Below are 24,069 nucleotides of genomic sequence, written 5' to 3'. Positions count from 1 at the left end.
TCTATGCCTGGCTCGTCGCGCGCTTATAGATGTTGAGCGCACGAAGTGCAACGTGCCGCGGATACCAGTGGCCGCAGGAGTTCTCCGGCAGCAACTCTTCCTCGGTCGCGAGCCACACGTCCGTGTGGGTGTCGGCAACCAGGACCAAACTGAACATGGTGTGGCATAGAAACAAAACCGGCTCCACGAAGGAAGCCGGCTCGATGATGACTTTTTGTGTACCGTGGTGCCTCTACGCGCGACGACGCCTTTGATACGCTGCGTAGTACTGTCTGCGGCCATGAATTTTGCGTGCTTTTTCTACCCGCTTTATGTTCCTCCTTATATGATTCTCCGGACGGAAAACGAGCCGCACCACCTGTGTCAACTCATCGTCCGGTTGGTCACGACGCGGGTTCATGTAGACGCCATCAACTTCATAGATTGACCAGCCAGCGATGACAGTTCGATACCGTAAAATGCGCTGATGGGCTTCTGCAACCGTGATCGGTGTCGTGCGGGGATACATTCTTCTGTACTGCTGGGGATCGAAAAGATTGGTGTAGTCCTGCAATTCAACCAGCAGATCTGGTGCATTCGTCATCAGGTCGCTCCTCACTATACTTTCTTGTAAACTTTCCTCCAAGGCCCGATAAACCTCGCGCATGTACACGACCTTCTTTGGGAAGAAAATCTCCGCGTAGATTGCACGCTCGCTCCTGCGAAAACGATACGGGGCTGTGGGTACTGCAATCCTCTCCTCCTCTGGACTTCATTGAACACATGAACAAAGGGATAACGCCTGGATCTCGTTGGTGCGTTCATCTGCTAGTTCACTATCACGAACGTAAGCAAAAGTCAAGCACTCGCCTCGCGCGCTCGGACCAGGTCCATCGAGCGACTTTCGCGAACGCTCTGTCAGTGAGTGCGGTAGAAATCTCTCGTTCGCCAAGCGCGCGTGTAATTGCGCGTGCGAGAGAATCTGCATCGTCGGGCGTATAAAAGATCGCCTCGTCGTCGGAGACAATTTCTCTGTTTGCCGGCGTCGCGCTCGCGACTATGGGACGGCGCGAGGCCATGTATTCAAAAAGCTTCATCGGCGAGGTCTCGCGCCAGGAGTACTCGTTGTGCTGCGTGCCGAGGACGAGGAGGACGTCTGCGGCGGCGAGCCAGCGCGGCACCTCGCTCTGCGACACGCCGCCAACAAAAGAAATGTTTGCGGGCACGTCGCTCATCGAGACGCCCGCGACACCGCAAAATTCCTCAATCCCGCCGCCGACGAGCCAAAAGGCGACATTTGGGAGCAATCGCGCCGCCTCGATAAGAATACTGAGCCCCTTCCACCCGTAGAAACGACCGACGTAGAGCGCGATCTCGGCTTCTTGCGGCAAGCCAAGCGCGCGCCGCGCCTCCTCTCGCGTGGGGAGCGCAGCAAACTGAGCAAGATCAATACCGTTCGGCTCGACGACGACGCGCGCTTCGGCGAGATCAAAATCTCGCAAGAGAGCGGCCTTGGTGCCGCCGCTGTTTGTGATAACGCCACGCACGCGGCGGAGGAAAAACCGCAAAAACGCACTCGACCACTTCCCCCCGTGTGCCTCAAAAAAAACCGGAAACCCTGCAAGCGGCAAGAGAAAATAGGAAAATTGATCAAGGTCTATTGTGTAGATAAACGCGCCAGCGCGGCCGTACCGCAGCCGCTTGAGCAACACATACAAAAACGAACTCACCGCAAACGAAAACGCCCGGAGCGTAAAACCCCACGACGCCGATGGAAAAAAATTTAGAACAGGCAAAAAAACAGTAGGCACATCGACGCGCAGGCCGTAGTACGCACGCACGCTGCCGTGGCCGCCACCACTCACACGCGGCACCACAAGCGTAAGATCAACGCCCTGCTCAATAAACGCCTCGCACATCTTCGCGAGCTGAATCCCGTGCGCTTTTTCCGAGGGCATCCGTGCGTTCGCAACATAAAAAATTTTTGGACGAGCCCTTAACATAGCTCATAATTGCAGCTCTATTGTGGCAAAGGCACCGGACGAATTCTTTGCGCAGATTCTTATGGCGATCGATCTCCAACATTTTCGCAAACCTATTGCTTTCGGGTATGTATGGACTTCGTGAGGATTAATTGGAACCAGATTTTACAAGAGTTGGTGGTTTGGCAAAACTTACAGATATCAGTTTTGCTATAAAATAACCAATACTTCCGAAAACCATAAAGGATAGAAACACCGATACTGTGCTTGTCCATACCGATAGGGTCAAATAATTATTCAATGCGGATACTATTGCAATAGGTAATCCAACAACAGGAATTAGGTAATACGATTTAGGAAAACTTGCAACGAATACCGCAATCCCCAAAATCAAGAAGTATAACCACTCTGCAATTAAACTACTAATTATTGGGTTAAAGAACATTAAGAACGGTTTACCGACATAAAAAAGCAACCTCGTGTAAGCAGGAACAAACCCAATAATCAATCCGATAATGACCGCTAAAATGTTTCGCCTTGTCATATCTATAGATTAACGTAGCTGCGAGTAGATTAAAATGGATTGACATGGACTCACCGGGAATCGAACCCGGGACTCGGCAATGCGAATGCCGCGTAATACCACTTTACTATGAGCCCGAAGTATTTCGCGCAGCTTGTGTAGCGTTTCGATGCACCCTGTAGGACTCGAACCTACGGCCTCTCGCGTGCTCGTCCCGTTAGAAAGCAATGGGCACTACAGGACTCGAACCTGTGGCCTCTCCCGTGTGAAGGGAACGCTCTACCAACTGAGCTAAGTGCCCACGCTTTCTAACGGGATGAACGAACGCTCTAGCCAGCTGAGCTAAGGGTGCGTGTTTGACTTTCAAAACAGCGGCACGTCCTATCCAATTTCTATCAAGAAAAACACAAAAAGAAAAGCCCTGCAGCGATTGCGTCGCTGCGGGCCAGAACTCACCACAGTGTGCGTGTTTTCACGCAAGCAATTAACCGCACTTAAAAATTCTGGTGGACGATGGAGGGCTCGAACCTCCGGCCTCTGCTGTGTAAAAGCAGCGCTCTAGCCAACTGAGCTAATCGTCCGGCAGCTGAGTTTTTTTGGCCGCTCCTTCTTCGCAAAACCTTTCTATCCCCTCGGAGGGAATCGAACCCCCATCAGCGGCTTAGAAGTCCGCGGCTCTGTCCATTGAGCTACGAGGGGTGGTTAGGCCCCGTCCATAAATAACTTCCCCATCTCGCACTCACTGCGCACCCTTATGCAACTCGTGCTCAGTCGCGAATCCTCTTCGTATCTCGATACGTTTCGGATTCGCTCATTCCGCGCCAAGCTGCATCAGGGCACGCATTGAGCACGATATGAGTGAACTTATTTATGGACGGGGCCTTAGCGTACGCAGCACCATAGGTCACGTACGCAGGGAGTTCACAAACACGCTATCAATATTACCGCGCGGGGTCAACAATATCGGCTGACGGATTCTCAAGGAGTCGTTTATGTACGGTCTCGAGGGCATCGAATTCGGCGCGCACCGAGCGCAGGAGTTCCTCATCGAGCACGCGCGCGAGGCGGAGGGGTATGTCAGGCTCTGCTACGGTGAGATCAAGCCGGTCGAGATATCGAAACGTGAGAACGCCGTATCCGGAGAGTCCCACCACAAGGCCCGCACCCGCGATGAGCATCCAAAGCCATAGGCGGCGCACATCCGGGAAACGCCACGCCCGCTCGGCGCCCGAGTGGCGCCGAAGGTGCGCAAATCCATTATTGAACATTCCAAATGGAAACATAGCAAGTCATTATTTATTTTTATTGTGCGTCGCGCTTCTTGAGCGCGTGAAGAAAAACGGTCGTCCGCCACAAGGAGGCGCCCTCCTCACCGGCGGGTGCAGCCTCGAGACGCGCGGAGGTGACCTCTGCGGCCACCGGCAGAGACTCAACGAGCGCCAGCAGGTGCACAATGTTCTGAAACGCTCCGAGAGCGGTAAAACGGAGCGCCATGTCTTCAAGTGATGCCTCCGATGATATGGGGGAGGCAGCCGAGAGGGTCTCGACCGCAAGTGTTGTGCCCGAGCGTTTCCCCAAATCCTCAATGCGTTTCAAAAACGCGACGACTCCGTCGCGCGGTATAAACTTCTCGTCGAGCGCCGCGCGATCTCTCGCCGTTCTCTCCGCGAGTGAACGTGTCGCGTCGAGCGCCTCACGCTCGTGCTCGAGGGCAGATATCGCCTCGAGCGTGAACGCGAGACGCGCTCTGCCGCTGCGGATCGCCGCGAGCTCACTAACGAGAAGTGCAAGCGCGACGATGCCCACCGAGAGCGCGAGAAAAAATTGTTGCTTGTAACCCATGGATACAAAGTACAAATCAAAATAGCAAATATACAAGTCGCCAAACACCAAAAATGTGACCGTGCATTAATGCCAAATGTCAAATCAAGTCCAAGAATTTACAATTTTCAATTTTGCAATTTTCAATGAATTTTCAATGTTTCAATGCTCAATGACGGACGACGTCGTGTTTGAAAATTGTGTCATTGCAAAATTGATTGAAAATTGCAAAATTGAAAATTTCGTTGACATTTCGATTTTGGCATTTGAACTTTTTATATCTTGCTTATTGATTATTTGGGAACATCGGCTTTCAGGCCTTGCGTCCTGCACATCTCACTCCCCCGTCCGCTCCTTCTCCGCAAGCTTAACCGAAATAGTGAAATTCGCGTCGCGCTCACGCGCGAGGGCGCCGATCGGAAGATTGACGGCGACGAACGCCGCCTCGCGCCGGAGCGCCTCGACGAACTGCAGCAGATCATCCCGAAGCATCGCCGTACCGCCGAGGGTAAGCGATCCAGCTCCATCGCCCTTCGGTTCATACGCAATGCTCTGAATAGAAACGCTGGCAGGACGAACGACCGCAACGGTATGCACGAGAACCGCGAGCTCGGGCTCTGTGAGGATAGACGCGAGTGAGGCAAGTTCCTCGTTCGCTTCCCGGAAGCCATGTGCGACAGCGGAGGCGCCGAGTTGCTCAAGGGTTTTCTCCTCGAATTGTCGCGCACGCTCCACCGAGGAAACGAGCGAGTGGACGCGCACGAGCGAGGGGATGAGCGCAACGGCGCCGATCGCCGCAAGCGCTCCGAGAAAATACAGGATCGCGATTCCCGTGCGGAGCCGATACTCGCGCAGCAATAATCGTTTTTCTACTATCGGAAGAAGATTTGACATTATTATTTCCTCTAGCTCCTCTTATCACAGCCCTCGGAGGGCAAGGCCGACTGCAGCGCAATACGCCAGTGATTCGTGCCGCGGGAGCGTCGGAATATACTCGTCGAGCGAAAAACAGCTCGTCCACACATCGGCAAGAGAGACCGGGAGAGCGAGCGCGGAGCTGAGATGTGACGCGAGACCGCGAAGATTTGCCCCGCCGCCGCAGAGATACACGCGGGAGACGCCCTGCCGGCCAGCTTTTAGAGCCTCGCCGCTCGGCGTCTCGGCTCCGTGCGTACTCCAGTACCCGATGTAACGCGCGACCTCCTTGACAAGAACGCCTACATGCTCGCCGAGCGTCGTAGAGATGCGCTTATTCTCCGCACTCGCGATGAGCCCGCTCTCGCGCTTAAGACGCTCCGCCTCATCCACGACGATCCCGAGCTCATGTGCGAGCGCGGCCGTAAGCGCCGCTCCACCAAACTCAATCGTCGAGGCGAACAACGCCACCGCAGAGCGGGCGAAGATGAGGGACGTACGGTCGCTCCCCATACGCAGGATGAGGACGGTCTCGGCATCCCCGGGGACCACAAGAGCGCGCGCTACGGCCTCCGCAGCGACTTCAAGCGAGAGCGGGCGCAGCCCGCTCTCATGAAAAACGCCGAGATACTCCTCGGCCAGTGTAGCCGGCACTGCAACGACGGCGGCCCCGGCCAAGGGGGCGAGCAGATCTGCGGTGACAACATCGATGATAGCGTCACGTGAGGCAAGCGGCACGTGCTCCTCGAGGTGGAACTCAATCGTTCGCCGCAGATCAGCATATCCAATAGTGCGCGATGGCAGTGCGACCTCGAAAATGTATGCCCTCTCAGTCGGTAGAGAAGCCCACACGTAGGGAGTACGGATCACGCTGCGCACGCGCCGCAGCGCGTCCACGACCCGTGCACGATCTGCGATGCCGCCACTCTGGAATGTGCCTGCTCCAAGAGCAATGTCGCCAAAGGAACCAAGCCTCACGCCTGCTGCCGTACGGCAAAGCTCTATGTAGCGAACGGCGCTCTCTGAGATGTCAATGCCTATTGCAGGCAGCGCAAGCAGTTTCGGCGCCGGAAACCAGTCAAGAATCCGATCACCGAGAGAGGCGCCGCGGAGCGCAGGCGTGTGAGTGAGCACTGTAGCTGCCATGGTAGAGGCAAAGGTCTGCCGCACCTCTAGTATACCGCGCCGCGTGAGCGAGCTCTACCATGCGCCTGTTGAGAACCTCGTACGCTTCCCGCATTCGAGTGGAGCAAGAATATGAGCACGGTGAATAACGAAATTGCCGACCCGAGACTCCGAGTCATAAACTCCAAGCTCCAACCAACAAGTTCCAAACAAATTTCAAATTTCAATGCATCAAATCCCAAACACGCACGTCGTGTTTGGAAATTGGATTTTGAGTATTGTGATTTGTTTGGAACTTGTTTTTTGGAATTTGGAAATTCGAGCTTGGTATTCTGGGTATGTTTGATCTCCATATCCAGACTTCGGATTTAGAAATGACGGGGGGACATCTGAATCGCGGATTCATTGTCCACCGGATACACAGTTGCCACTGGACTACCGTACCCTGCTGCCTGTCGCTACAGCACGGCTCGGGTGGAGGAGTGCGAATCCCTCCTCCGCGTCTATCGCGAGAAGCATCCCTTGGCTCTCGAGGCCGCGAATCATCCGCGGCTCAAGGTTTGCCACGAACGGACACTGCGCTCCGACAAGCGCCTCGGGCCGAACGAACGCCGCGATGCCGGCAATGATCTGGCACGGTGAGGACTCCCCGATATCCACGGTGAGCTTGAGGAGTTTGTCGCTCCCCACGACGCGCTCGGCAGAAACAATGGTACCGATGCGAACATCAAGTTTTTGAAAATCGTCGAAGGAAACCACGGACTTAGCTTTTAGCTGTTAGCTTCTAGCTTTTAGTGTGAGACTGTCGATCAAGAAACCGCTGTAAAATCACTGCCGCGGCACGAGCATCAGCGGGCTCACGCCGACGCGCCGCGGCCGCCGGAGCGCGGCGCTCTCGCGAGAGAACGCCACGCCGCGCCTTAGGCGCCACCCGCGCGCTCTGCGTACTCATCCCCTCGTGCTGTAGAGAAACAGACACGCCCGGCAGCGCGCTCTCGAGCGTGTGTTTAAATCGAACTATCTCGCGCTGAAGCGCATTCTCTCCCCCATCCGCGCGACGCGATTCTCCGACCACGACGCCCTGAACTCCCTCCGCCTGCGCCAGAGCTGCGATCTCATCAACGACGCCGGGAATGTTCACAAGCACCGCCTTCGGAAACGCAACCGCTCCCCGCTCATCGGAAATCGCGATCCCAACGTGTTTCGTGCCATAGTCAATGCCTAAAAATCTCATGCGCTCCATGCTATACTATCACACATTCCATACACACTGGAGGAGTCGGATAGTGGTTTATTCCAGCTGTTTTGAAAACAGCCGGCCGCAAGGCCTCGTGGGTTCGAATACCACCTCCACCGCAAAATACCGAGCGCAGCGAATATATTTTGCGAGAGGAGGTGGGATTCGAACGGGAGGGGGTCGGGGAACGGGAGTTCCCCGTGGAGGAAGGCAGTGAGCGAACGGAGTGAGCGAACGTTGGAAAACCGTGGGTTTCCAAACGGTTCTATCCCACCTCCTCCGCCAAAATTGAAAAAATGAGCAATATTGAGGCAGGCAAAGGCAATCCCACGCTTGCCACCATTGAAAAAATCGCCCAAGCGTTGGGAGTAACAAGCGACGAGCTCTTGAAATAATATTGTAATTGCGATGATCCACATGAGAGCAACTTTTTCAAATACTTTGCATCTAATTTCAACGCTCTCGGGCTGAAAAAGCTCATCACTACAAGCTACAGCGGTTCACCGATTGTTGGAGGGCAATTACCGTTATTTGAAGTGGCTGGATCAAAAGGCAAACAACCTTTCAAAATTGAAATTACAAAAGTGCCGGATATCGACAAGGATGGAGCGATAAATCTTGATGACGTTAAGTATTTGCTCAAACACGACAAGAACACCGCAACCCCTCTGCGTGGTAGTGGTGACTTTCGGAGCGACGAATGCATCGAATCACTCAAGCAATCCGATATAGTCATAACCAACCCTCCATTTTCTTTATTCCGTGAATATGTTGCTCAACTAGTAAAGCACAAGAAAAAGTTCTTAATTATGGGTAATCAAAACGCGATTACTTACAAAGAAATCTTTAAAATTCAGCAAATCAAACTGTGCGGCGTATCTGTTAGCGAATGACGGCGGACAATTAGTTAGCGGCTCACCAATCCGGCAAGAATACTTAGAAACCACGCTTTCATGGATAAATGACGGCAAAATAGAAGATTATATGGCCAAACATCAGCACGACAGAAATGCTGATGAGTTGTGGCAATACTTCCAAGATGTGATTGCGTGGGTGCGAAAAACTTTTCCAAATTATCGACATGAAATGGCGCATGTAAATTGGGGAGAACTACACAACCAATACAAAGATAAGAAACTAAACGCCGCTAAACTGGAAACCGAAATTAAAGAGTTAATGCAAGACGAGGATGTTACCAAAAAATCCGGTATTTATCCGTATGTTCTGACAAGACGAGAGAACTATCTTTCAATCCGTGCTTTTACCGACAAGATGAAGCGCGAAGCATACGAGCGGCAAAATGGTATTTGCCCATTTTGTAAGAAGAAGTACGATATTTCAGAAATGGAAGCAGATCACATTACTCCTTGGCATGAAGGCGGTAAAACTATCGTCGAAAATTGCCAGATGTTGTGCAAAACACACAACCGGGCAAAAGGAAATCGGTAATGCAAACAAGATAATCGAACTAAATCTGGGAAATAAAAGAGGAGCAGGTTGCGGCTCTGCTCCTCTTTTATTACCTACGACTTACGGCGAGTGTACGGGGACTGATTTGCCGGTTTGAGACTGAGGCCTATTTTGCTTGCCTCGGCCCTGACTGCATCATCAGTTCTCCCAAGTTTGAATCCGGCTACCCGCGTCGGGGCATTTTGATGAATCAGTTGCCTGAGTTGGGAAACGTCTTGTGCCTTCCACGGTTTGCCAGTATTACGAGTGTAATAGGGCATTTTGTGAAGAAGTTTATAACCCTTGTTTGTTAATGAGTCTAGGTCTGTTAGAATGAAATTGTTGGATCGCATTGTGCAGAGATAGGCCGGAAGGCCCCAAAGGGCTAAAAAGCCTTTCCGAATGATCGAGTGGTTACTGCCGCAACAGTGCCACTCTTTTGCTATTTTACTCCTCGCATTTTCGTTGTCAAGATTATCAACAGTTAGATTGTCGGAATACTTGACAACTTATTCCCGTTTGCTATACTCAAACCATGATTAAGCACTATTTTCTACTAGAACTGCGTAATAAGCAGGGGCTTTCGCAGGCTTTTGTGGCTGATAAAATCGGTGTTTCTCGTGCGAGTTATATAGAAATTGAGAAGGGGGCAAAAGAACTCACTCTCTCCCAGGCGAACAAGATCGCCCAAATTTTTAATATTTCATTTTCAGATCTGATTGCAGGCAAGGTAGCTCCGGACGTCAAAGTTTCTTTAAGTGAAAAAGCCCACAGCTCCCCGAAACAGGAGATGCGTATTGATGTGCCCCAACGTCATGTTAAAAAGTTCAAGGAGGTTTTGCTTTATATACTTAAGAAAGTCGGCAGTAAACCAAATGTCGGTATGACGGTGCTGTATAAGCTACTCTACTTTATTGACTTTGATTTTTACGAAAAGTTTGAAGAACAGCTCATTGGAGCAACATACACACGGAATCATTTCGGACCGACTCCAGTTGAGTTTAAGAAGATCGTTGAGTCAATGGAGAAGAAAGGCGAACTAGAGACGGTCAAGAGCAAGTATTTTCAACACGAGCAAACCAAGTATCTTCCGCGAAGAGATGCTGATATTTCCGTCCTAAATGCCCAAGAAATCAAACATATAGACGAAGTGCTTTCTCGACTTTCCGATAAAACCGCGACTGAATTGAGCGACTACTCTCATAAAGATGTGCCCTGGCTTGGGACCGAAGAGGGGCAAATCATAAAATACGAATCTGTCTTTTATCGAACTCCGGAAACTTCCGTACGGATCTATGACGAAACTGACTTATAGCTCCACGGAAGAATTTGAGCGTGATCTCAAGAGACTTCTCAAGAAATTTCACTCCCTCAACGAAGATATTGAGGTTGCCAAGGCGTTCGCCACTGAGCTTTACCACACCCAAAAGATCAATAAGCAGGCAATCTTCCCGATGCCGCAATTCTGTACTGACGAGGTTCTAATTTGCAAACTCAAAAAATTTGCTTGTAAGGCATTGAAGGGACGTGGAGTGAAAAGTGGGATCAGGATCATCTACGCTTTCCATGTCCAAACACTGAAGGTCGAGTTTATTGAGATTTATTTCAAGGGTGAATCGGAAAACGAAGATAAGGATAGGATAAAGGCATATAGGGCTACTATGTAGAAGGGAGCCCCGCCGAAGACGGGAGTTCCCCGTGCAGGAGAGCAGCGACCCAGCCCTTCCCGCTAGAGAGGGCTGGGGGGAGCTGTTTAGAACCGTGGGTTCTGAGCGAGGAGCGGAGCGACGAGGTTCAATGCCACCTCCTCCGTTCGTTACCTTATTTTTTATGAAAAAACTTTCCCCTTTTTCGTCACTCTCCATCAGGGAATACCGGCTCTTTCTCGCCGGCTTTTTTGTCTCGCAGATGGGTTCCCAGATGCAGGCTATTGCGATCAGCTGGCAGATGTATGAGATGACCCGCTCCGCCGTGATGCTCGGGCTCATCGGTGTCGTGAGTTTTCTGCCGATTCTTCTGCTTTCGAGCGTCGGTGGGATCGCGGCGGACACCGTGAACAGAAAGAAACTCTTGGTTGCCACCCAGGTCTTCCTGGCCCTCGTTGCTCTCACCCTCGCTCTCACAACAGCGTCTAGCGCAGTTTCTCCGGCGCTGCTCTTTGCGCTGGTGGCATGCAATTTTGCTGCGATGGCTTTCTTTGGGCCGGTGCGGCAATCCATCATCCCAGATTTGATCCCCAAGACGCACCTTCTTAACGCGGTCAGCTTAAACACGCTCGCGCGGCAGGCAGCGGTTATCGTCGGCCCCGCGATCGCCGGCTTTCTCATCGCGCTCTACGGCGTGCAGAGTATTTATTTCTTTAACAGCGTTGCGCTCGTCGCGATGATACTCACCATTATCCCGCTCAACATTCGCCCACACCACGCCGAGGCACGGGCGTCATTTAGCGTGCACTCGTTTGTGGAAGGGGTGCGATTCGTCAAAAACTCAAAGATTATTTTCTCGACAACCCTCCTCGATTTTTTTGCCACGTTTTTCGGATCCGCAACGTCGCTCCTGCCTATTTTCGCGCTGGACATTCTCGCGGTGGACGCCCGGGGGCTTGGGATCCTCTACGCGGCGACGTCCGCAGGCGCCATTCTTGCGGGACTTGCGCTGTCCGGCCTGAAACACATAGAACATCAGGGGCGGATTATACTTGTAGCGGTCAGCGTCTACGGCATTGCAACGATCGGGTTCGGGCTCTCACGTTCCTTTTATCTCTCGCTCGCGCTGCTCGCGCTCGCGGGGGCAGGCGACATGGTGAGCGTTATCCTGCGCAATACGATTCGACACACACTGACGCCCGGGCGCCTCCGGGGCCGGATGGTCGGCATCAATCTTCTGTTTGCAGCAGGGGGACCGAAGCTCGGGGATGCCGAGGCCGGGCTTCTCGCCGCGGCGACGTCGGCACCGTTCTCGGTCGTCGCGGGCGGCATAGGGACGCTCGTCGCGACACTCCTCGTCGCCCGCGCGCTCCCGACGCTGCGGCACTACAAAGGGGAAGAAATTGTGGTGTGAGAGATAGGTACGAGAGGCCTGCTTGACTCATCTGTAACCGTCGTATATACTTCAGGTTATGAAAACAATCATTCACATTAAGGCAGATCGGGAAGTGAAAGAAAACGCGCAGCAGATCGCGGGAGAGCTCGGTCTCTCCCTCTCCGCGGTGATGAATGCGCAGCTCCGCCAATTTATTCGGAGCCGAGCGCTGTATGCCGCCACTATCCCCCGCATGTCGCCGGAGCTCGAGCGGCTGTTGGTGGACGTTGATCGTGATATTCGCAGGAAGAAAAATTTTTCGCCCGCGTTTACGAGTGCCGCGAAAATGGACGCCTACCTCGACGCGCTATGATTATTATTCTCCATAGGCGTTTTGAGAAGAGGTATCGGCTGCTCCGTCTTGCCGAGAAAAGAAAATTCAAGGAGCGACGCGATCTTTTTTTGGCGGATCAATTCCATCCGTTGCTCAACAATCATCCGCTCGCCGGGAAATATGATGGGTACCGGGGCTTTAATGTCGGCGGGGACCTACGAGTCATTTTTAAACAGCTCGATCGCGACACGGTCGTTTTTGTCGAAATCGGCCCGCATGATCGATTGTATGGATAAGCGTGCCCACCACAGTCTTCTGTGGTAAACGCGAGAATCCCACAGAAGACGCCCCGCTCTCTCGGGCGGGGCGATGGTGCCATAGACGCTACGTGCATCGCTTACGGCGTTTTTGTTTGCGGCTCCGGTATCGTCCAATCGGATGGCATTGAGGACTCGTCGATGAGCGGCTCGGCGTCAGCCGTAGCGCGAGCGCGTTCAAGTTGTTCGTAGAATCCGCGCCCTGCGGTTACTGAAAAAGTAATATGCGGCCGCATGCGGGCTTTCTTGCGCCGCGCACGAGGAGGACGCTCGAGGTACTCCGGGAACGAGTCTGCCGCCGGGTCTCCGGACGCCGCGTATCCTTTCCCAAAGCCTTGCTTCACCAGGCCGAAACCGTCATGGCGCGTGATCATTTCACCGCGCATCCGTCCACCGAGCGAGCAGAGCCGATTGACAAAGTCGTCGAGGTTTTCGACGCCATACGCCACGTGCTGGACGGCGTGATCTCCGTGTCGCTCAACGAAGACGCTCACCTGCGAGCGTTTCACCCGGTCAATACCCGAGACGAGCGCGATTCCGAATTCGTCATCGTAGTCGATACAGCAGAGCGTCATACTGCTCGGTGCGTCGGGAGTTACATCGTCGAGCTTAGTTACGAGCCGCCCCCCTTCTACTTCAATATGGTACCATAGCCAGAAACGCATACGCTCCGGTAGCACGGCATAGGTCACATGGTCTACTTTTTTGAGCATGGGTATTCCCTTTTCTGAGGTGCCTTCGATTCGAGTAGAGCTTACAACTCACGTTTTTATAGCATGCTTGTAGCGCCGAGCGCAATGCCAACGTATGAAACAGAAAGAAATTTTGTGTCGCATTACCGGCCGTGTGCAGATGGTGATGTACCGCGACTTTGCGAAACGCAATGCTCGGCGGCTTCACCTTGTCGGGACGGTGCAAAATATGCCGGATGGTTCCGTACGAGTGGAGGCGGAGGGAAGAGAAGAGGACTTGCGAGCATTCATCGAGATCCTCAAAAAAGGTCCTCTACTTTCGTCTGTCGAGCATGTCGCTGTCGCATGGAACGAGCCGCAGGGAAACTATTCTGATTTCCGAATAGTGTACTAAGTACGATGCTTTGGAGAAAAAAACAAGACGGTGCTATTCCCGAGAAAGCAACAACAGTGCCCTGCTGCGTCGGAATCATTATGGACGGCAACCGCCGCTTTGCTCGTGCGCGGGGCCTGCCAACATTCGAAGGGCATAGACGAGGATATGCGAAACTCAAAAAGCTTATCGAATGGGCCCGGGAAATCGGCATTTCACATGTTATTGTCTATGCGTTTTCGACGGAAAATTGGAATCGTGCCCAAGACGAAGTCAGTTATTTGATGGATCTTTTCCGCACGATGATGAATGATTTGCTCACGGCAGCAACAACACAAAAAACACGTGTTATTTTTATCGGTGAGCGAGAACGTTTTTCGCCTGATGTGGTGGCGGGGATGAAACGTGTTGAAGAAAAAACAAAGATATTTTCCGGTCTGACGCTTGGTGTGGCACTCTCGTATGGTGGACGAGCGGAAATTATTTCGGCGATTCGCTCTCTTTCCCCAACAGAAACTATACATCTCGATGAAACGCTGTTTACGAAGAAATTATGGACGAAGGATTTTCCCGATCCAGATATGATTATTCGTACGAGTGGGGAATATCGGCTCTCGGGCTTTTTGCCGTGGCAGTCGGTGTATAGCGAACTTTTTTTCACCGATACTTACTGGCCCGCTTTTTCAAAAAAGGAATTTTTTTCTCTGATTAAACAGTATGCCGAGCGCACGAGGCGTCATGGCAGATAACTACATGGCGGGAACAATTACTGTTATATACGAAGATGACGTGCTCATAGGTATCAATAAACCAGCAGGTGTTTTGATACATGCGAGCGATAAGGAAGCAGGCGGCACGGTTGCCGACTGGGCCACGGAGCATTATCCGGCGATCGAGGGGGTCGGCGAGCCGATGCGGCTCGCCGACGGAAGCGTGCTCGCGCGCCCGGGGATCGTGCACCGACTTGATCGGGAGACCTCTGGTGTAGTGCTTATCGCAAAAACACAGGAGATGTTTGCGTATTTGAAACACGCATTTCAAGCGCGCGAGGTGAGTAAGACATATAATGCGTTTCTTTATGGTGTGCCGCACGAGCATTCTGGCACGATTACGGCTTCAATCGGCCGGAGTCGGAACGATTTTAGAAAGTTTTCTGCGGAGCGAGGGGCGCGCGGGAAACTTCGCGACGCACTGACCGAGTATCGCGTGCTTGAGACTGCGGGGGGCTTTTCTTTTCTCGAGGTGCGGCCGAAGACTGGCCGGACGCATCAGATCCGTGTTCATTTCAAGGCAATTGGGCACCCCGTTGTGTGTGACCGTCGGTACGCATCCGCCCGAGCCTGCGCGCTCGGCTTCACGCGCCTTGCGCTCCATGCACGGCAACTCTCGCTCGTTATGCCCTCTCTCGTGCGTCTCACACTCGAGGCGCCACTGCCGGAGGATTTCGAGCGGGCGCTCGTACTACTCGACGGCATGCGGGCGTCATAGTGCATTGCGCCCCGCGAGACGTCATGGTATCGTCTTGTCTAATGGCAATTGTTTTTACGCCGGTGAATAGGGCAGCGCGCGCTAAGCTCGGCATTCGGCCCGGGGACACGGTGCGCGTCTCGCAGAAAATACAAGAAAAGGGCAAGACGCGGGTGCAGCTCTTCGAGGGGCTCGTGCTCGGCGTGCGGCATGGGAGTGAGATCGGCGCGACATTTACAGTGCGGCGCGTCGCAAGCGGCGTCGGCGTCGAGCGCATTTTTCCCCTCCACTCGCCGGTCATCGCCAAAATCGAGATTGTGAAGCGCGCGAAGGTGCGCCGCGCGAAGCTTGGCTACATCCGCGAGAGAGCGGCGAGAGAAGCGCGCCGCCAGCTCCGCCGCAGCAGGCTCGAATACCGGACGACGGAGGACGATACACCGAAGCCGGTCGAGGTGAGCGACCAACAGGAGGGTAGTAATGTTGTTGCCGGGTAACGGGTCCGCACTGCTTCCCTTTCTTTGCTGTTGGGTTGTCTACTAATTGGTATACAGGGTATACTAGAGTGATGGGAAAGAGAGGGCCAAAACCTCGCGATCCGTCTTCGATTGAGTGGTCAGAAAAAATGGCCTACGCTGTTGGCCTGATCGCAACAGACGGCAGCCTGTCAAAAAGCGGTCGACATATAATTCTTGTATCAAAAGACAAGGACCAGCTTGAAACGTTCAAAAATATTCTTGGGCTGCAAAGGATTAAAATAGGAACGGGTTATAGTGGTCGCGGGGATCAAAAGGAGTATTACAAGGTTCAATTCGGAGATGTTAGTTTTTATCATTGGTTGCAGGGCATTGGGTTAACCCCCAATAAATCCAAGACCATCGGCGCGCTCGCGGTTCCAGACCAGTTCTTTTTTGATTTTTTGCGTGGATGTTTTGATGGGGACGGCAGCATCTATGCATATTGGGATCCACGTTGGCATAGCAGCTACGTGTTTTATCTTTCGTTTGTGTCGGCAAGCCGCCCATTTTTAGAGTGGTTGCAACAAACCTCGCGGAGGTTAGTGGGCGTACGGGGTCGAATAGGTCAGGGTTCGCGCGTGTTACAACTGCGATACGCCAAAAGAGAATCCCTCGCTCTTTTTGAACGCATGTACTATGCGACAGGCCTTCCTTGTCTAGAAAGAAAATTCGTCAAAGCGCAAAAAATATTTTCCATAAATGAGACCCACAATAAAAATGCCCAGGTGGCGGAACTGGTTTACGCGTACGCTTGAGGGGCGTATGGGAGCAATCCCGTGGAGGTTCAAATCCTCTCCTGGGCACCAAACAAAACCGTCCTGCTTCAGACAGGACGGTTTTGTTTGGTGCTGTAATTAACTTTGCGCTTTATCGAGCCCCACGCGAGCAGAAAACGCTTACTTCTCCACTACCTCATTCGTTTTTTAAAAGCATTTTTAAGAGCGTCGACTGACCGCCCTGACAACCCCAACGTTGCGCGATTTTTCTCTATACCCTCTATAAATGTTTTTGCTTCTTTTCCGGTGATAACATCACGTTTTATTGGACCGAATACGCCGCCTCGTGCATAGTCCGAATCGAGCAATTGTCCTGCGTCTTTCATGGCTTCAATGCGTGCACGATCTCGACGCGGAAGCGCTGCAATATCACGCCTGAGACCCTTGTCCCAGCCACGTTTCGTCATGTATGCATCGTCGGCAGGCATACCACCACCTCCACCTGAAATTGGTTTACCTTTGGGCATAGCATCACTGGTGACTTAAATTTATCACATGGTAACCTGTAAGATAGCAGCGATGAGCTGGGGATAACCATTTTGTGGAAGGCACAAAATGCCCCTCACTATGTCCCCCCGATAAATCATCTCCGCTCGGCCAGAGAGAGACGCCCGTGCGGCCCAGGACAGTTTGTATCTTCTAAGGACTGAATGTCGTTGCAATCAGTGCCATGAAAACGTATGCGTTTGCGGTTGATCTCGGGGCAACGAACGTTCGGGTCGGGCTTATATGCTCCGACGGGCGGATTATTGAGAGACTAAAAGTTAACACGCCGCGGCACGGAAAAACACCTGGTGTTATTCCTCAAAAAATTGCGGCGATGCTCGAGTCAGTCGCGTCGAAGCACAGACGCATCCCCATTCTCGGCGTCGGTGTATCTTCAATGGGCCCCCTCGATTACAGGCGCGGAGGCCCGCTCTCCTCGCCCAACATTCCATTTGCTTTTGTGCCACTGGTGGCCCCGCTCTCAAAAAGATTCAACCTGCCCGTTGTATTATTGAACGACTGTAATGCTGCGGTTTTGGGGGAGCAGCGGTTTGGTGCAGGCCGACGGCGCAAGAACATTCTGTATATAACAATCTCAACCGGCATTGGCGCTGGGGCGCTCGTTGATGGGAGACTTGTGCTCGGGAGAAGCGGCAACGCGGCTGAAGTGGGCCACATGGTCATTGACACCGCTCTTAATCTTCCCTGTACCTGCGGCACGGGAGCCGGGCATTGGGAGGGCTATGCGTCCGGACGGAACATCCCGAGATTTTTCGAAGCGTGGACGAAAGCCAATGGATGTAGAACTGACTTTGAGCCGACCGACTCCAAGGATTTGTTCGAGAGAGCTCGCGCGGGCGAGAGTCTTTCACGCCGTTTTCTCGAAGAGCTGCATAGGATTAACGGACGCGCAATCTCTAATTGTATCGTTGCGTACGATCCCGAAATAATCACGCTCGGAGGGTCGGTGGCACTCCAGAACCCCACTATTCTTGCGGGGATAAAGAAATATGCAGATCGCTACCTTGCGTTGCCAAAGATTCAACGAACGCCGCTTGGCGACGATGCCGGGCTTTTAGGCGCCGCAGCAGCAGTGTTTGCGCGGGGGAGGCAATAACCAACCAAAGGTAATGGGGAGGTACGAGTACCTCCCCACACTATGAGCTATAGACCTCCTGTACTGAGGCGGGCAAAGAATTCTTCGACACCGCCGTACGGACCAGGCTTTTCTATTTTTAACCCCTTTCTTTTCTTGACGATTCTTTGGATGTCAGCGGTACCGTTTGCAAACGTTACCGGAATTATCCCTCTCAAACGCATGGCACCCGCATCATTCCCCGAGTCGCCCAGATAATAGGCTCGTTCATGGGATGTGCTTCTCAAAATCACCCTGACCACACGTTCTTTTTTCATGACCTGCGGGTGGCCGATATCAAGATACGTGTACGTGCCACTTCTGCCAGCTCTCATATAGAGCGGCAAGTCCAGCCTTCTAATGTGATTTTGAATCCATGCTGCGACGTGCTCAGGCTCTGCTGTTGTGGACTGGCCGGGGTAGAGCGCATGCTCTCCAAAAAAAAGTGTCAGGGATGTATGCCGTACGCCCTCAAGGCCAAACGTGCCGTATGGACTGCCGACGATTCCATCTTCGGCTCTGACGTCGAGACCCTGTTTTAGCGTGCGTAGAGCTCTGACTGCCCTCTCGGCATAGCGTGCTACGGCGACAGCACCATCGGGCAATAGTTCCACGCCACCGGCTTCGCCAAAAGCGCGATCAGCTTTGAGGCCGTCAGAGAGGTGGGCAACGGGGGCGCCGGTGATTCTGACGAACATGATATCGAGCCGCGCGCGGGCAGTGTCGATTGCTCGAATGATTTCTAGTGGCACCGGCTTCTTGCCATCTTTGAGAACGCCGTCTGAATCAGAGCAGACTAGAATCACCTCTCAAACCTCCATGCAGTATAGGAGAACTGTTTTTGTGTCGCGACATTTAAGAAAACAAAGAGTGCGGACGAAAAGTTTCTCGGAACCGTCCGCACATCACGAACCGCGCAGCTTGCTGCGCGGTTCGTGATGTGCGGTGTGCGCTTGGTGGTGGAGATGGGGGAATGTTTCGCTTCGAGCTCTTTGGAAATCCAACGCATAGCTTCGTGGTGCAGCAAGGTAGCGCAACAGCGGAGATGGTTACAACCCAACATCGATTTTTATCTTACCTTCTCCTTCAATTTTTTTAGAATCAGTTTCCGATTCCAGTTTTGTTTCCGATTCCAGCTCAATGAAAGCCCTTGACGATGTTCCTTGTGTGGCACCCTCTTCGGCTTCTCCCGCTCCTTCCACTCGTGCCTCATCCTCTAAGGCGTCGCCGGTTTTTATTTTTAGATCGATCCCCGGCACCTCGATTTCAATGTCGATGCGATCTTCCACTGCCGTGAGCACCTGTACCTCCTGGGCAATACGGATTGCCTCCTGCAAGCTCGCAAATGCACTGCCGTATGTTTCGGCCTCCATTTCTGCTTTTCCTCGGGCAATGACGTCTGCTGCAACACCGAGCCGTGCTTCGGCCGCTGCGTATGCGCCTGCGCTGATGGACGCTTTCTTTCTCTCGAGAAAGCTGCGAACTTCGCGGATTTTGTTTTCTGCAGCGCGCATCTTACCTTCTGCCGCGGTTTTGAACTCGCCGTTCGCTTGTGCTCTGACATCCGTCTCGGCGCTGACCCTCGCTCTCTCTGTTGCTTCGAGCCGCGTACGTACGCTAATCAAGAGAGGTTCCAGCACGAGACGAGCCTCTGAGCGCTCGAGGGCGAGCCGAGCCAGAACTTGTTCGTGAGCACCGAGCGACGCTTCAAAGTTTGAATGCATTTCAAACGATGATGGACTATTTTTCTTTGCCGCTACCGCCGCGACACCCTCTTCGAATGCTTTGGTGTGACTCTCGAAGCGAGATTCTATTTGAGCACTTGCCTCGGCATCTAATCGTCCTTTGGCGGCGAGCTTTTCCGCCTCCTCGAGCCTATTCTCCGCCCTTCTCGCATCGAAGCGGGCTTGCGCTTCGTCGGAAAACGCGAGGAAACTGCCGACCTCTTCATTGACGCCGATCTTGACCGGGTACAAGACATCGCCGGGAAGGGCGCTCCCCGCCGCAAACGACGTGCCTCCTCCTACGAGGAGTGCAATAAGTAAAGCTATAAACATAGGTTGTAATCTGCTTAGCAATGATTGTAATGCCGACATTTCCGCAAACGCGAGAATATCGGGTTTCGACCTTTCTCTCATGAGTTGTCGGGCGACCGCGATGTTTCTTACCGGGTGTTTTTCCGTGAACAACACCAAGCCCGCCCGCATCTCTGCTTTTTCCACAGATGAGAGGCGTACGTGCTGTGCTGTATTAAAAATGTTTTGTAGATCGTTGTCCATACGAGTGAGATAGGAAAGGATCATGCTTGTTCTGCGTGTAGTAAGTGCCGCAGTTTTTTCGTCCCCCGGTGTATACGTACCGATACGACGTTTTCCGATACGCCGAGAATCGAGGCTATTTCTTTGGGAGACAGCTCGTCAACAAATCGCATGCGGACCGCATCTCGATACGGTTCATCAAGGCGGCTTAATTTCTGCAGAAGCTCGGTGACGACACGGCGCTGATCCTCGCCCTCTAAAAAGGATTCGTCCTGCGGCGAGAATCCCTTTTCTATAAGCCGATCGAGCGAGATCGACTTTTTCCGTCTTATTTCATCGACAATGACGTGGTGGAGGACGCGGTAGAGAAAGGCGCGGATGTTGCCGATCTCTTTGCCTTCGGCAAGATACGTCCACGTTCTGCAGAATGTCTCCTGGGTCAAATCCTTCGCGAGCTCCCGGTCGTAGACGCGGAAATAGCAATGGCGAAAGAGCGCATCGGCGTATGCGTCGTGTGCTTTCAAAAATTGTTCCTCGATATCCTGATTCATACTAGTTGTCGGCGTGCCCCATGAAATCTTACATTTCCTGGGGGAAGATTCATTCATCTTTTTTTAATGCTCCTGTTGCTAGGGTGAGGCACATGCCTCGAAACGCCCTCCCACAGCAGCGGCATGTATTTCGCTATCCTGGCTCTGTCCGGGGGGTTTTTGGCGACCTCGGCGCTTGGTTTCTTTTCTTTTTTACCATATATGTCATCTTGCTGCTCAAGGCCCTGACCGCGTCTTCGATTACCGACAATATACTTTTTGGGACCTATAGCATCCTTATCACCGTCTATATTCTCTCTCGGTTTTTGCTTGCATACTTTCAGCGTTCTCTGCCGTACGACAAGAATTATGAACCGTCCGTTACTTTTGTCGTACCTGCAAAGAACGAAGAAGACAATATTGCGCAGACGATATGGCGGTTTGCGGAGGTGAATTATCCGCACGAGAAGATCGAAGTGATCGCGATCAATGACGGCTCGACGGACGGGACGCTCGAAAAAATGCTCGAAGTCGAGCGCCTGATCGAGCCGTTCATCAAGCGCGTTGAGGTTATTGATTGGAAAAAAAATCGTGGCAAACGGCACGGGATGGCCGAAGGCGTCAAACGCGCGTTGAATGAGATCGTCATCTTTATCGACTCCGACAGCTTCATTGAACCGGACTGCGTCAAACACCTCGTGAAATATTTTTCGAATCGCGCTGTGGGAGCCGTGTCGGGGCACACGGATGTCTATAATCGGGAGACGAATCTCCTGACGCAAATGCAGTCCGTCCGTTATTATATTTCTTTCGCGGTATACAAGGCCGCGGAATCAGTCTTCGGGATGGTTACCTGTTGCCCCGGCTGCTGCAGCGCATACCGGAGGGCCTATATCATGCCGGTGATTGAGGAATGGCTGCACCAAAAATTTTTAGGCACCGAGTGCACGTTTGGCGATGACCGCAGTCTGACCAACTTCGTGATTCGGCGTTGGAAAGCCGTTTATTCTCCGGAGGCAAAGGCGCACACCGTTGTTCCCGATACGTTTAAGAAGTACCTGCGGCAGCAGCAGCGCTGGAAAAAATCATGGGTGCGGGAAACGTTCATCGCCAGCTCGTTCGTGTGGAGAAAAAATCCGATTGCCGCGCTCTCGTTCTACTGTTACGTCTTTCTTGCTTTTGTCTCGCCGATTGTCTTCTTTCGAGCGGTTCTCTGGCTGCCGCTCTCGACGAGGGCACTGCCGATCGCCTACCTGTTCGGTCTTTTTTGCATGTTGCTTCTCCACGGCGCGTATTATCGGCTGAAAGCAGGGCCGCGGGCATGGATTATGGCGGTTTTATATTTTTGGATCAATACGGTCGTGCTGATATGGCAGCTGCCGTGGGCCATCTTCACCCTGAATGACTCCCGGTGGGGAACGCGGTAAATCCCCTTTTTTCTAATGACGAAAGGGCAGTTTCGTAATTCACGTTCTTTATCTTCATGCACGCCGACATCTCTTTAAGAAAAATATGTGTGCTCGCCGCCATCATAATCATGCTGATGGGGTGTGTCGCGGGTACCCTCGCGGTTAAAGAAGCCCGGTTTGGCAGTATGCCGTTTACCTACGCGCTCAAGCGCATCGGTGAGCGGTATGTTTTCCTGGCGAACTACTCGAGCCGGTGGGCGCTCGGCGGGGGTACGTCGCTCGCGGCTGCCATTGCCGGTATCAGCGCGGTGCGCTACAGACATGAATCCCCGCCCACCGAGGCTCTTCCGGTCCTGATATACCACGCCCTGACACGTGAGCCAAACGGGCACAAGGTGACGCGAGCGCTGTTTGCGGAGCAGATGTTTATACTGAAGCGTGCCGGGTGGCACACGGTGACGCTTAGAGACGCAGCGGCCTTCCTTGACGGCACCAAGCGACTTCCGGCGCGCTCATTTCTCCTCACCTTCGACGACGGTCCAAAAGAGAGCTTTTACCCCGTCGATCCTGTGCTCCAGATTCTCGGGTTTAGAGCGGTCAACTTCATACTTCCCAAGTATTCAACCAGAGAAGGCAGCAGTTATTATCTCTCAGAAGGCGAAATTGCCTCGATGCTCGCGAGCGGCAGGTGGGAGATCGGCTCTCATGGCCAGGACGGACACGACGCCTCAGTCGCTATAGACAGAGAGGGGAATACCGGCTCGTACCTCGCGCACCCGCTCTGGCTCGCCGAGGAGGACCGCACGGAGACTCTCGAGGAGTACCGCGCGCGCATCGGCGAGGATCTCAGAGTCTCGCGGGAGAGACTTGAGGCAGTTTATGGCCTGCCGGTGCACACGTTTGCATTCCCCTTTGGAGATTTCGGGCAGTTGGATTCAGGCCTTGAACCGTCAGTCGTTTTACGCGACAGAGCGCACGCTGTCTATGATACCGTGTTCTACCAGACTTTTAGGGGCGAAGGGCTCTCGCAGAATTATCCTGATCCGCACCATGAGTCGTTTATGGTAAAGCGCATCGAGGTATCTTCTCTCTGGGACGGAAAAGACCTGCTCGCGGTACTCGAGAGCGGGTACGGAAAAGACTTGCCGTATCGCGATATATTCGAAACGAATACTCTTGACTGGTTCTCGATGTGGGGTGAGCACGCCCTCGAAAACGGAGTATTGAAAATGGTGAATTCCCCCGGGGAAACCGGCAGCGCCGCTTTGCTTGATGGAACCGGTCATTGGGGTGATTATGAATTCAGGGCACTCGTCGCATCAGAGCCCCGCACCGGAGTGCTCCTCTGGGCGCGTTTTAAGGACAAAGACAACAATGCCGCTTGCAATTTCGGCAATGGGTTTGCGCACGTCGAAGAGACGCTTGAGGGGGAGCGGCGTGTCATAAAGGGCGAGCGGCGTCCTTCGTTTTTGATCCCGGAGGGCACCTTTAGCGTCGGTATTCGTGTGGAAGGCAGAGTCGTCTCCTGTAGCATGAACGACGAGGTGCTCGTGGCAAGCGAATTTCTCGAGCCCGAGCTGTCTCAAGGTGGCATCGGTATAAAGATCTGGGACCCTGAGGTAGACAAAAGCGAGCTTGTGGTTGATTCCGTCTCGGTAACCCCAATTAGAGCGACAACCCCTCGTGCGACGCCGATCGACGAATAGCGCTCGAAAACCCGTCTCT

General features: G+C 53.0%; 29 protein-coding genes, 6 tRNA genes and 2 pseudogenes. 17 read left to right on the top strand and 20 right to left on the bottom strand.

The features are described from left to right. Position 1: 1 nt before the first annotated feature. The 14 genes from Q8R39_04670 to Q8R39_04605 form a co-directional block, all read right to left on the bottom strand. Positions 2-157 (bottom strand): hypothetical protein, encoded by a 156-nt coding sequence (locus tag Q8R39_04670; GenBank protein MDP3735682.1) that lies wholly within the window; start codon positions 155-157, stop codon positions 2-4. A gap of 75 nt (positions 158-232) precedes the next feature. After that, the gene (locus Q8R39_04665; GenBank protein ID MDP3735681.1) at positions 233-583 is read right to left on the bottom strand and encodes a hypothetical protein; all 351 of its coding nucleotides are present in this window, start codon (positions 581-583) and stop codon (positions 233-235) included. Between the two features lie 235 nt (positions 584-818). Continuing rightward, positions 819-1,982, bottom strand: a complete 1,164-nt coding sequence (locus tag Q8R39_04660; GenBank protein MDP3735680.1) for a glycosyltransferase family 4 protein — start codon at positions 1,980-1,982, stop codon at positions 819-821. Positions 1,983-2,109: 127 nt separating this feature from the next. Next, a complete protein-coding gene (locus Q8R39_04655) occupies positions 2,110-2,505 on the bottom strand; it encodes a hypothetical protein (GenBank protein ID MDP3735679.1) in 396 nt (131 codons plus the stop codon). Between the two features lie 45 nt (positions 2,506-2,550). After that, positions 2,551-2,621, bottom strand: a tRNA-Ala gene (locus Q8R39_04650). 91 nt (positions 2,622-2,712) lie between these two features. Further along, positions 2,713-2,785: transfer RNA gene (locus Q8R39_04645), tRNA-Val, on the bottom strand. A 203-nt stretch (positions 2,786-2,988) separates the two neighbouring features. Further along, a tRNA-Val gene (locus Q8R39_04640) sits at positions 2,989-3,065 on the bottom strand. Between the two features lie 46 nt (positions 3,066-3,111). Continuing rightward, positions 3,112-3,183: transfer RNA gene (locus Q8R39_04635), tRNA-Arg, on the bottom strand. A gap of 242 nt (positions 3,184-3,425) precedes the next feature. Beyond that, entirely contained in the window at positions 3,426-3,767 is a 342-nt protein-coding gene (locus Q8R39_04630) for a hypothetical protein (GenBank protein ID MDP3735678.1), read from the bottom strand. A 19-nt stretch (positions 3,768-3,786) separates the two neighbouring features. Then, complete coding sequence (locus tag Q8R39_04625) at positions 3,787-4,326, bottom strand: hypothetical protein (GenBank protein MDP3735677.1); 540 nt, start codon at positions 4,324-4,326, stop codon at positions 3,787-3,789. 315 nt (positions 4,327-4,641) lie between these two features. Continuing rightward, the gene (locus Q8R39_04620; GenBank protein ID MDP3735676.1) at positions 4,642-5,199 is read right to left on the bottom strand and encodes a hypothetical protein; all 558 of its coding nucleotides are present in this window, start codon (positions 5,197-5,199) and stop codon (positions 4,642-4,644) included. 24 nt (positions 5,200-5,223) lie between these two features. After that, positions 5,224-6,366, bottom strand: coding sequence for a pilus assembly protein PilM (pilM, locus tag Q8R39_04615; protein MDP3735675.1), 1,143 nt, complete (start codon positions 6,364-6,366; stop codon positions 5,224-5,226). Between the two features lie 414 nt (positions 6,367-6,780). After that, the gene (locus tag Q8R39_04610; protein ID MDP3735674.1) at positions 6,781-7,104 is read right to left on the bottom strand and encodes a hypothetical protein; all 324 of its coding nucleotides are present in this window, start codon (positions 7,102-7,104) and stop codon (positions 6,781-6,783) included. 25 nt (positions 7,105-7,129) lie between these two features. Next, on the bottom strand, positions 7,130-7,579 hold the full coding sequence (locus Q8R39_04605; protein MDP3735673.1) for a RuvX/YqgF family protein: 450 nt from the start codon (positions 7,577-7,579) through the stop codon (positions 7,130-7,132). Between the two features lie 38 nt (positions 7,580-7,617). Here Q8R39_04605 and Q8R39_04600 point away from each other — a divergent pair. The 3 genes and pseudogenes from Q8R39_04600 to Q8R39_04590 all read left to right on the top strand — a co-directional run bounded on the left by Q8R39_04600 (position 7,618) and on the right by Q8R39_04590 (position 9,031). After that, positions 7,618-7,701: transfer RNA gene (locus Q8R39_04600), tRNA-Ser, on the top strand. Between the two features lie 336 nt (positions 7,702-8,037). After that, positions 8,038-8,475: pseudogene (locus Q8R39_04595) on the top strand (adenine-specific methyltransferase EcoRI family protein). Further along, a pseudogene (locus Q8R39_04590) lies at positions 8,435-9,031 on the top strand (HNH endonuclease signature motif containing protein). Before Q8R39_04595 ends, Q8R39_04590 begins: the two co-directional pseudogenes overlap by 41 nt. A gap of 74 nt (positions 9,032-9,105) precedes the next feature. Here the strand turns inward: Q8R39_04590 and Q8R39_04585 are convergent. Beyond that, positions 9,106-9,312: a hypothetical protein gene (locus Q8R39_04585; GenBank protein ID MDP3735672.1), complete on the bottom strand. Its 207-nt coding sequence runs from the start codon at positions 9,310-9,312 to the stop codon at positions 9,106-9,108. A 254-nt stretch (positions 9,313-9,566) separates the two neighbouring features. Between Q8R39_04585 and Q8R39_04580 the strand changes: the two genes are divergently transcribed. From Q8R39_04580 to Q8R39_04560, 5 genes are all read left to right on the top strand, one after another. Beyond that, positions 9,567-10,346 carry a DUF4065 domain-containing protein gene (locus Q8R39_04580; protein ID MDP3735671.1) on the top strand — a complete coding sequence of 260 codons (780 nt, stop codon included), beginning with the start codon at positions 9,567-9,569 and terminating at the stop codon, positions 10,344-10,346. Next, positions 10,327-10,698, top strand: coding sequence for a hypothetical protein (locus Q8R39_04575; protein MDP3735670.1), 372 nt, complete (start codon positions 10,327-10,329; stop codon positions 10,696-10,698). Before Q8R39_04580 ends, Q8R39_04575 begins: the two co-directional genes overlap by 20 nt. Before the next feature lie 163 nt (positions 10,699-10,861). Next, the gene (locus Q8R39_04570) at positions 10,862-12,091 is read left to right on the top strand and encodes an MFS transporter (protein ID MDP3735669.1); all 1,230 of its coding nucleotides are present in this window, start codon (positions 10,862-10,864) and stop codon (positions 12,089-12,091) included. A gap of 58 nt (positions 12,092-12,149) precedes the next feature. Further along, the gene (locus Q8R39_04565; protein ID MDP3735668.1) at positions 12,150-12,425 is read left to right on the top strand and encodes a hypothetical protein; all 276 of its coding nucleotides are present in this window, start codon (positions 12,150-12,152) and stop codon (positions 12,423-12,425) included. Beyond that, positions 12,422-12,682, top strand: coding sequence for a type II toxin-antitoxin system YafQ family toxin (locus tag Q8R39_04560; GenBank protein MDP3735667.1), 261 nt, complete (start codon positions 12,422-12,424; stop codon positions 12,680-12,682). The genes Q8R39_04565 and Q8R39_04560 overlap by 4 nt, the downstream gene beginning before the upstream one ends. A 101-nt stretch (positions 12,683-12,783) precedes the next feature. On the opposite strand, the gene Q8R39_04555 is transcribed toward Q8R39_04560, so the two are convergent. Beyond that, complete coding sequence (locus Q8R39_04555; GenBank protein ID MDP3735666.1) at positions 12,784-13,416, bottom strand: hypothetical protein; 633 nt, start codon at positions 13,414-13,416, stop codon at positions 12,784-12,786. Between the two features lie 94 nt (positions 13,417-13,510). On the opposite strand from Q8R39_04555, the gene Q8R39_04550 reads away from it, so the two are divergent. From Q8R39_04550 to Q8R39_04525, 6 genes are all read left to right on the top strand, one after another. Then, on the top strand, positions 13,511-13,789 hold the full coding sequence (locus tag Q8R39_04550) for an acylphosphatase (protein ID MDP3735665.1): 279 nt from the start codon (positions 13,511-13,513) through the stop codon (positions 13,787-13,789). Between the two features lie 5 nt (positions 13,790-13,794). Further along, positions 13,795-14,517, top strand: coding sequence for a polyprenyl diphosphate synthase (gene uppS, locus Q8R39_04545; protein MDP3735664.1), 723 nt, complete (start codon positions 13,795-13,797; stop codon positions 14,515-14,517). Then, positions 14,486-15,256: an RluA family pseudouridine synthase gene (locus Q8R39_04540; GenBank protein ID MDP3735663.1), complete on the top strand. Its 771-nt coding sequence runs from the start codon at positions 14,486-14,488 to the stop codon at positions 15,254-15,256. The genes uppS and Q8R39_04540 overlap by 32 nt, the downstream gene beginning before the upstream one ends. 41 nt (positions 15,257-15,297) lie before the next feature. Next, on the top strand, positions 15,298-15,729 hold the full coding sequence (gene rplS / locus Q8R39_04535) for a 50S ribosomal protein L19 (protein MDP3735662.1): 432 nt from the start codon (positions 15,298-15,300) through the stop codon (positions 15,727-15,729). Positions 15,730-15,800: 71 nt separating this feature from the next. After that, positions 15,801-16,505: a hypothetical protein gene (locus Q8R39_04530; GenBank protein ID MDP3735661.1), complete on the top strand. Its 705-nt coding sequence runs from the start codon at positions 15,801-15,803 to the stop codon at positions 16,503-16,505. Beyond that, positions 16,470-16,556 (top strand) — tRNA-Leu (locus Q8R39_04525). The genes Q8R39_04530 and Q8R39_04525 overlap by 36 nt, the downstream gene beginning before the upstream one ends. Before the next feature lie 101 nt (positions 16,557-16,657). Here the strand turns inward: Q8R39_04525 and Q8R39_04520 are convergent. Continuing rightward, entirely contained in the window at positions 16,658-16,993 is a 336-nt protein-coding gene (locus Q8R39_04520) for a hypothetical protein (protein ID MDP3735660.1), read from the bottom strand. Between the two features lie 203 nt (positions 16,994-17,196). On the opposite strand from Q8R39_04520, the gene Q8R39_04515 reads away from it, so the two are divergent. Next, entirely contained in the window at positions 17,197-18,129 is a 933-nt protein-coding gene (locus Q8R39_04515; GenBank protein ID MDP3735659.1) for an ROK family protein, read from the top strand. Between the two features lie 47 nt (positions 18,130-18,176). On the opposite strand, the gene Q8R39_04510 is transcribed toward Q8R39_04515, so the two are convergent. The 3 genes from Q8R39_04510 to Q8R39_04500 form a co-directional block, all read right to left on the bottom strand. Further along, on the bottom strand, positions 18,177-18,953 hold the full coding sequence (locus Q8R39_04510; GenBank protein ID MDP3735658.1) for a hypothetical protein: 777 nt from the start codon (positions 18,951-18,953) through the stop codon (positions 18,177-18,179). Positions 18,954-19,196: 243 nt separating this feature from the next. Then, positions 19,197-20,426, bottom strand: coding sequence for a DUF5667 domain-containing protein (locus tag Q8R39_04505; protein ID MDP3735657.1), 1,230 nt, complete (start codon positions 20,424-20,426; stop codon positions 19,197-19,199). Between the two features lie 20 nt (positions 20,427-20,446). Beyond that, on the bottom strand, positions 20,447-20,956 hold the full coding sequence (locus Q8R39_04500; protein ID MDP3735656.1) for a sigma-70 family RNA polymerase sigma factor: 510 nt from the start codon (positions 20,954-20,956) through the stop codon (positions 20,447-20,449). A gap of 92 nt (positions 20,957-21,048) precedes the next feature. Between Q8R39_04500 and Q8R39_04495 the strand changes: the two genes are divergently transcribed. Both Q8R39_04495 and Q8R39_04490 read left to right on the top strand, forming a co-directional pair. Beyond that, positions 21,049-22,362: a glycosyltransferase gene (locus Q8R39_04495; GenBank protein ID MDP3735655.1), complete on the top strand. Its 1,314-nt coding sequence runs from the start codon at positions 21,049-21,051 to the stop codon at positions 22,360-22,362. A gap of 56 nt (positions 22,363-22,418) precedes the next feature. Beyond that, positions 22,419-24,050 carry a polysaccharide deacetylase family protein gene (locus Q8R39_04490; GenBank protein MDP3735654.1) on the top strand — a complete coding sequence of 544 codons (1,632 nt, stop codon included), beginning with the start codon at positions 22,419-22,421 and terminating at the stop codon, positions 24,048-24,050. The last annotated feature ends 19 nt before the right edge of the window (positions 24,051-24,069 follow it).

It is taken from the genome of bacterium (genome assembly GCA_030697645.1).
Lineage (GTDB): Bacteria > Patescibacteriota > Minisyncoccia > Phycocordibacterales > VMGT01 > JAUYPI01.
The sequence above is the reverse complement of the archived record's forward strand: the minus strand, read 5'-3'. Positions and strand labels throughout refer to the sequence as shown.

Coding starts and splice junctions, on each gene's coding strand:
- Q8R39_04670 (MDP3735682.1), bottom strand. CDS start 157: ATGTTCAGTTTGGTCCTGGTTGCCGACACCCACACGGACGTGTGGCTC.
- Q8R39_04665 (MDP3735681.1), bottom strand. CDS start 583: ATGACGAATGCACCAGATCTGCTGGTTGAATTGCAGGACTACACCAAT.
- Q8R39_04660 (MDP3735680.1), bottom strand. CDS start 1,982: ATGTTAAGGGCTCGTCCAAAAATTTTTTATGTTGCGAACGCACGGATG.
- Q8R39_04655 (MDP3735679.1), bottom strand. CDS start 2,505: ATGACAAGGCGAAACATTTTAGCGGTCATTATCGGATTGATTATTGGG.
- Q8R39_04630 (MDP3735678.1), bottom strand. CDS start 3,767: ATGTTTCCATTTGGAATGTTCAATAATGGATTTGCGCACCTTCGGCGC.
- Q8R39_04625 (MDP3735677.1), bottom strand. CDS start 4,326: ATGGGTTACAAGCAACAATTTTTTCTCGCGCTCTCGGTGGGCATCGTC.
- Q8R39_04620 (MDP3735676.1), bottom strand. CDS start 5,199: ATGTCAAATCTTCTTCCGATAGTAGAAAAACGATTATTGCTGCGCGAG.
- pilM (MDP3735675.1), bottom strand. CDS start 6,366: ATGGCAGCTACAGTGCTCACTCACACGCCTGCGCTCCGCGGCGCCTCT.
- Q8R39_04605 (MDP3735673.1), bottom strand. CDS start 7,579: ATGAGATTTTTAGGCATTGACTATGGCACGAAACACGTTGGGATCGCG.
- Q8R39_04585 (MDP3735672.1), bottom strand. CDS start 9,312: ATGCCCTATTACACTCGTAATACTGGCAAACCGTGGAAGGCACAAGAC.
- Q8R39_04580 (MDP3735671.1), top strand. CDS start 9,567: ATGATTAAGCACTATTTTCTACTAGAACTGCGTAATAAGCAGGGGCTT.
- Q8R39_04575 (MDP3735670.1), top strand. CDS start 10,327: ATGACGAAACTGACTTATAGCTCCACGGAAGAATTTGAGCGTGATCTC.
- Q8R39_04570 (MDP3735669.1), top strand. CDS start 10,862: ATGAAAAAACTTTCCCCTTTTTCGTCACTCTCCATCAGGGAATACCGG.
- Q8R39_04565 (MDP3735668.1), top strand. CDS start 12,150: ATGAAAACAATCATTCACATTAAGGCAGATCGGGAAGTGAAAGAAAAC.
- Q8R39_04560 (MDP3735667.1), top strand. CDS start 12,422: ATGATTATTATTCTCCATAGGCGTTTTGAGAAGAGGTATCGGCTGCTC.
- Q8R39_04555 (MDP3735666.1), bottom strand. CDS start 13,416: ATGCTCAAAAAAGTAGACCATGTGACCTATGCCGTGCTACCGGAGCGT.
- Q8R39_04550 (MDP3735665.1), top strand. CDS start 13,511: ATGAAACAGAAAGAAATTTTGTGTCGCATTACCGGCCGTGTGCAGATG.
- uppS (MDP3735664.1), top strand. CDS start 13,795: ATGCTTTGGAGAAAAAAACAAGACGGTGCTATTCCCGAGAAAGCAACA.
- Q8R39_04540 (MDP3735663.1), top strand. CDS start 14,486: ATGCCGAGCGCACGAGGCGTCATGGCAGATAACTACATGGCGGGAACA.
- rplS (MDP3735662.1), top strand. CDS start 15,298: ATGGCAATTGTTTTTACGCCGGTGAATAGGGCAGCGCGCGCTAAGCTC.
- Q8R39_04530 (MDP3735661.1), top strand. CDS start 15,801: ATGGGAAAGAGAGGGCCAAAACCTCGCGATCCGTCTTCGATTGAGTGG.
- Q8R39_04520 (MDP3735660.1), bottom strand. CDS start 16,993: ATGCCCAAAGGTAAACCAATTTCAGGTGGAGGTGGTGGTATGCCTGCC.
- Q8R39_04515 (MDP3735659.1), top strand. CDS start 17,197: ATGAAAACGTATGCGTTTGCGGTTGATCTCGGGGCAACGAACGTTCGG.
- Q8R39_04505 (MDP3735657.1), bottom strand. CDS start 20,426: ATGGACAACGATCTACAAAACATTTTTAATACAGCACAGCACGTACGC.
- Q8R39_04500 (MDP3735656.1), bottom strand. CDS start 20,956: ATGAATCAGGATATCGAGGAACAATTTTTGAAAGCACACGACGCATAC.
- Q8R39_04495 (MDP3735655.1), top strand. CDS start 21,049: ATGCCTCGAAACGCCCTCCCACAGCAGCGGCATGTATTTCGCTATCCT.
- Q8R39_04490 (MDP3735654.1), top strand. CDS start 22,419: ATGCACGCCGACATCTCTTTAAGAAAAATATGTGTGCTCGCCGCCATC.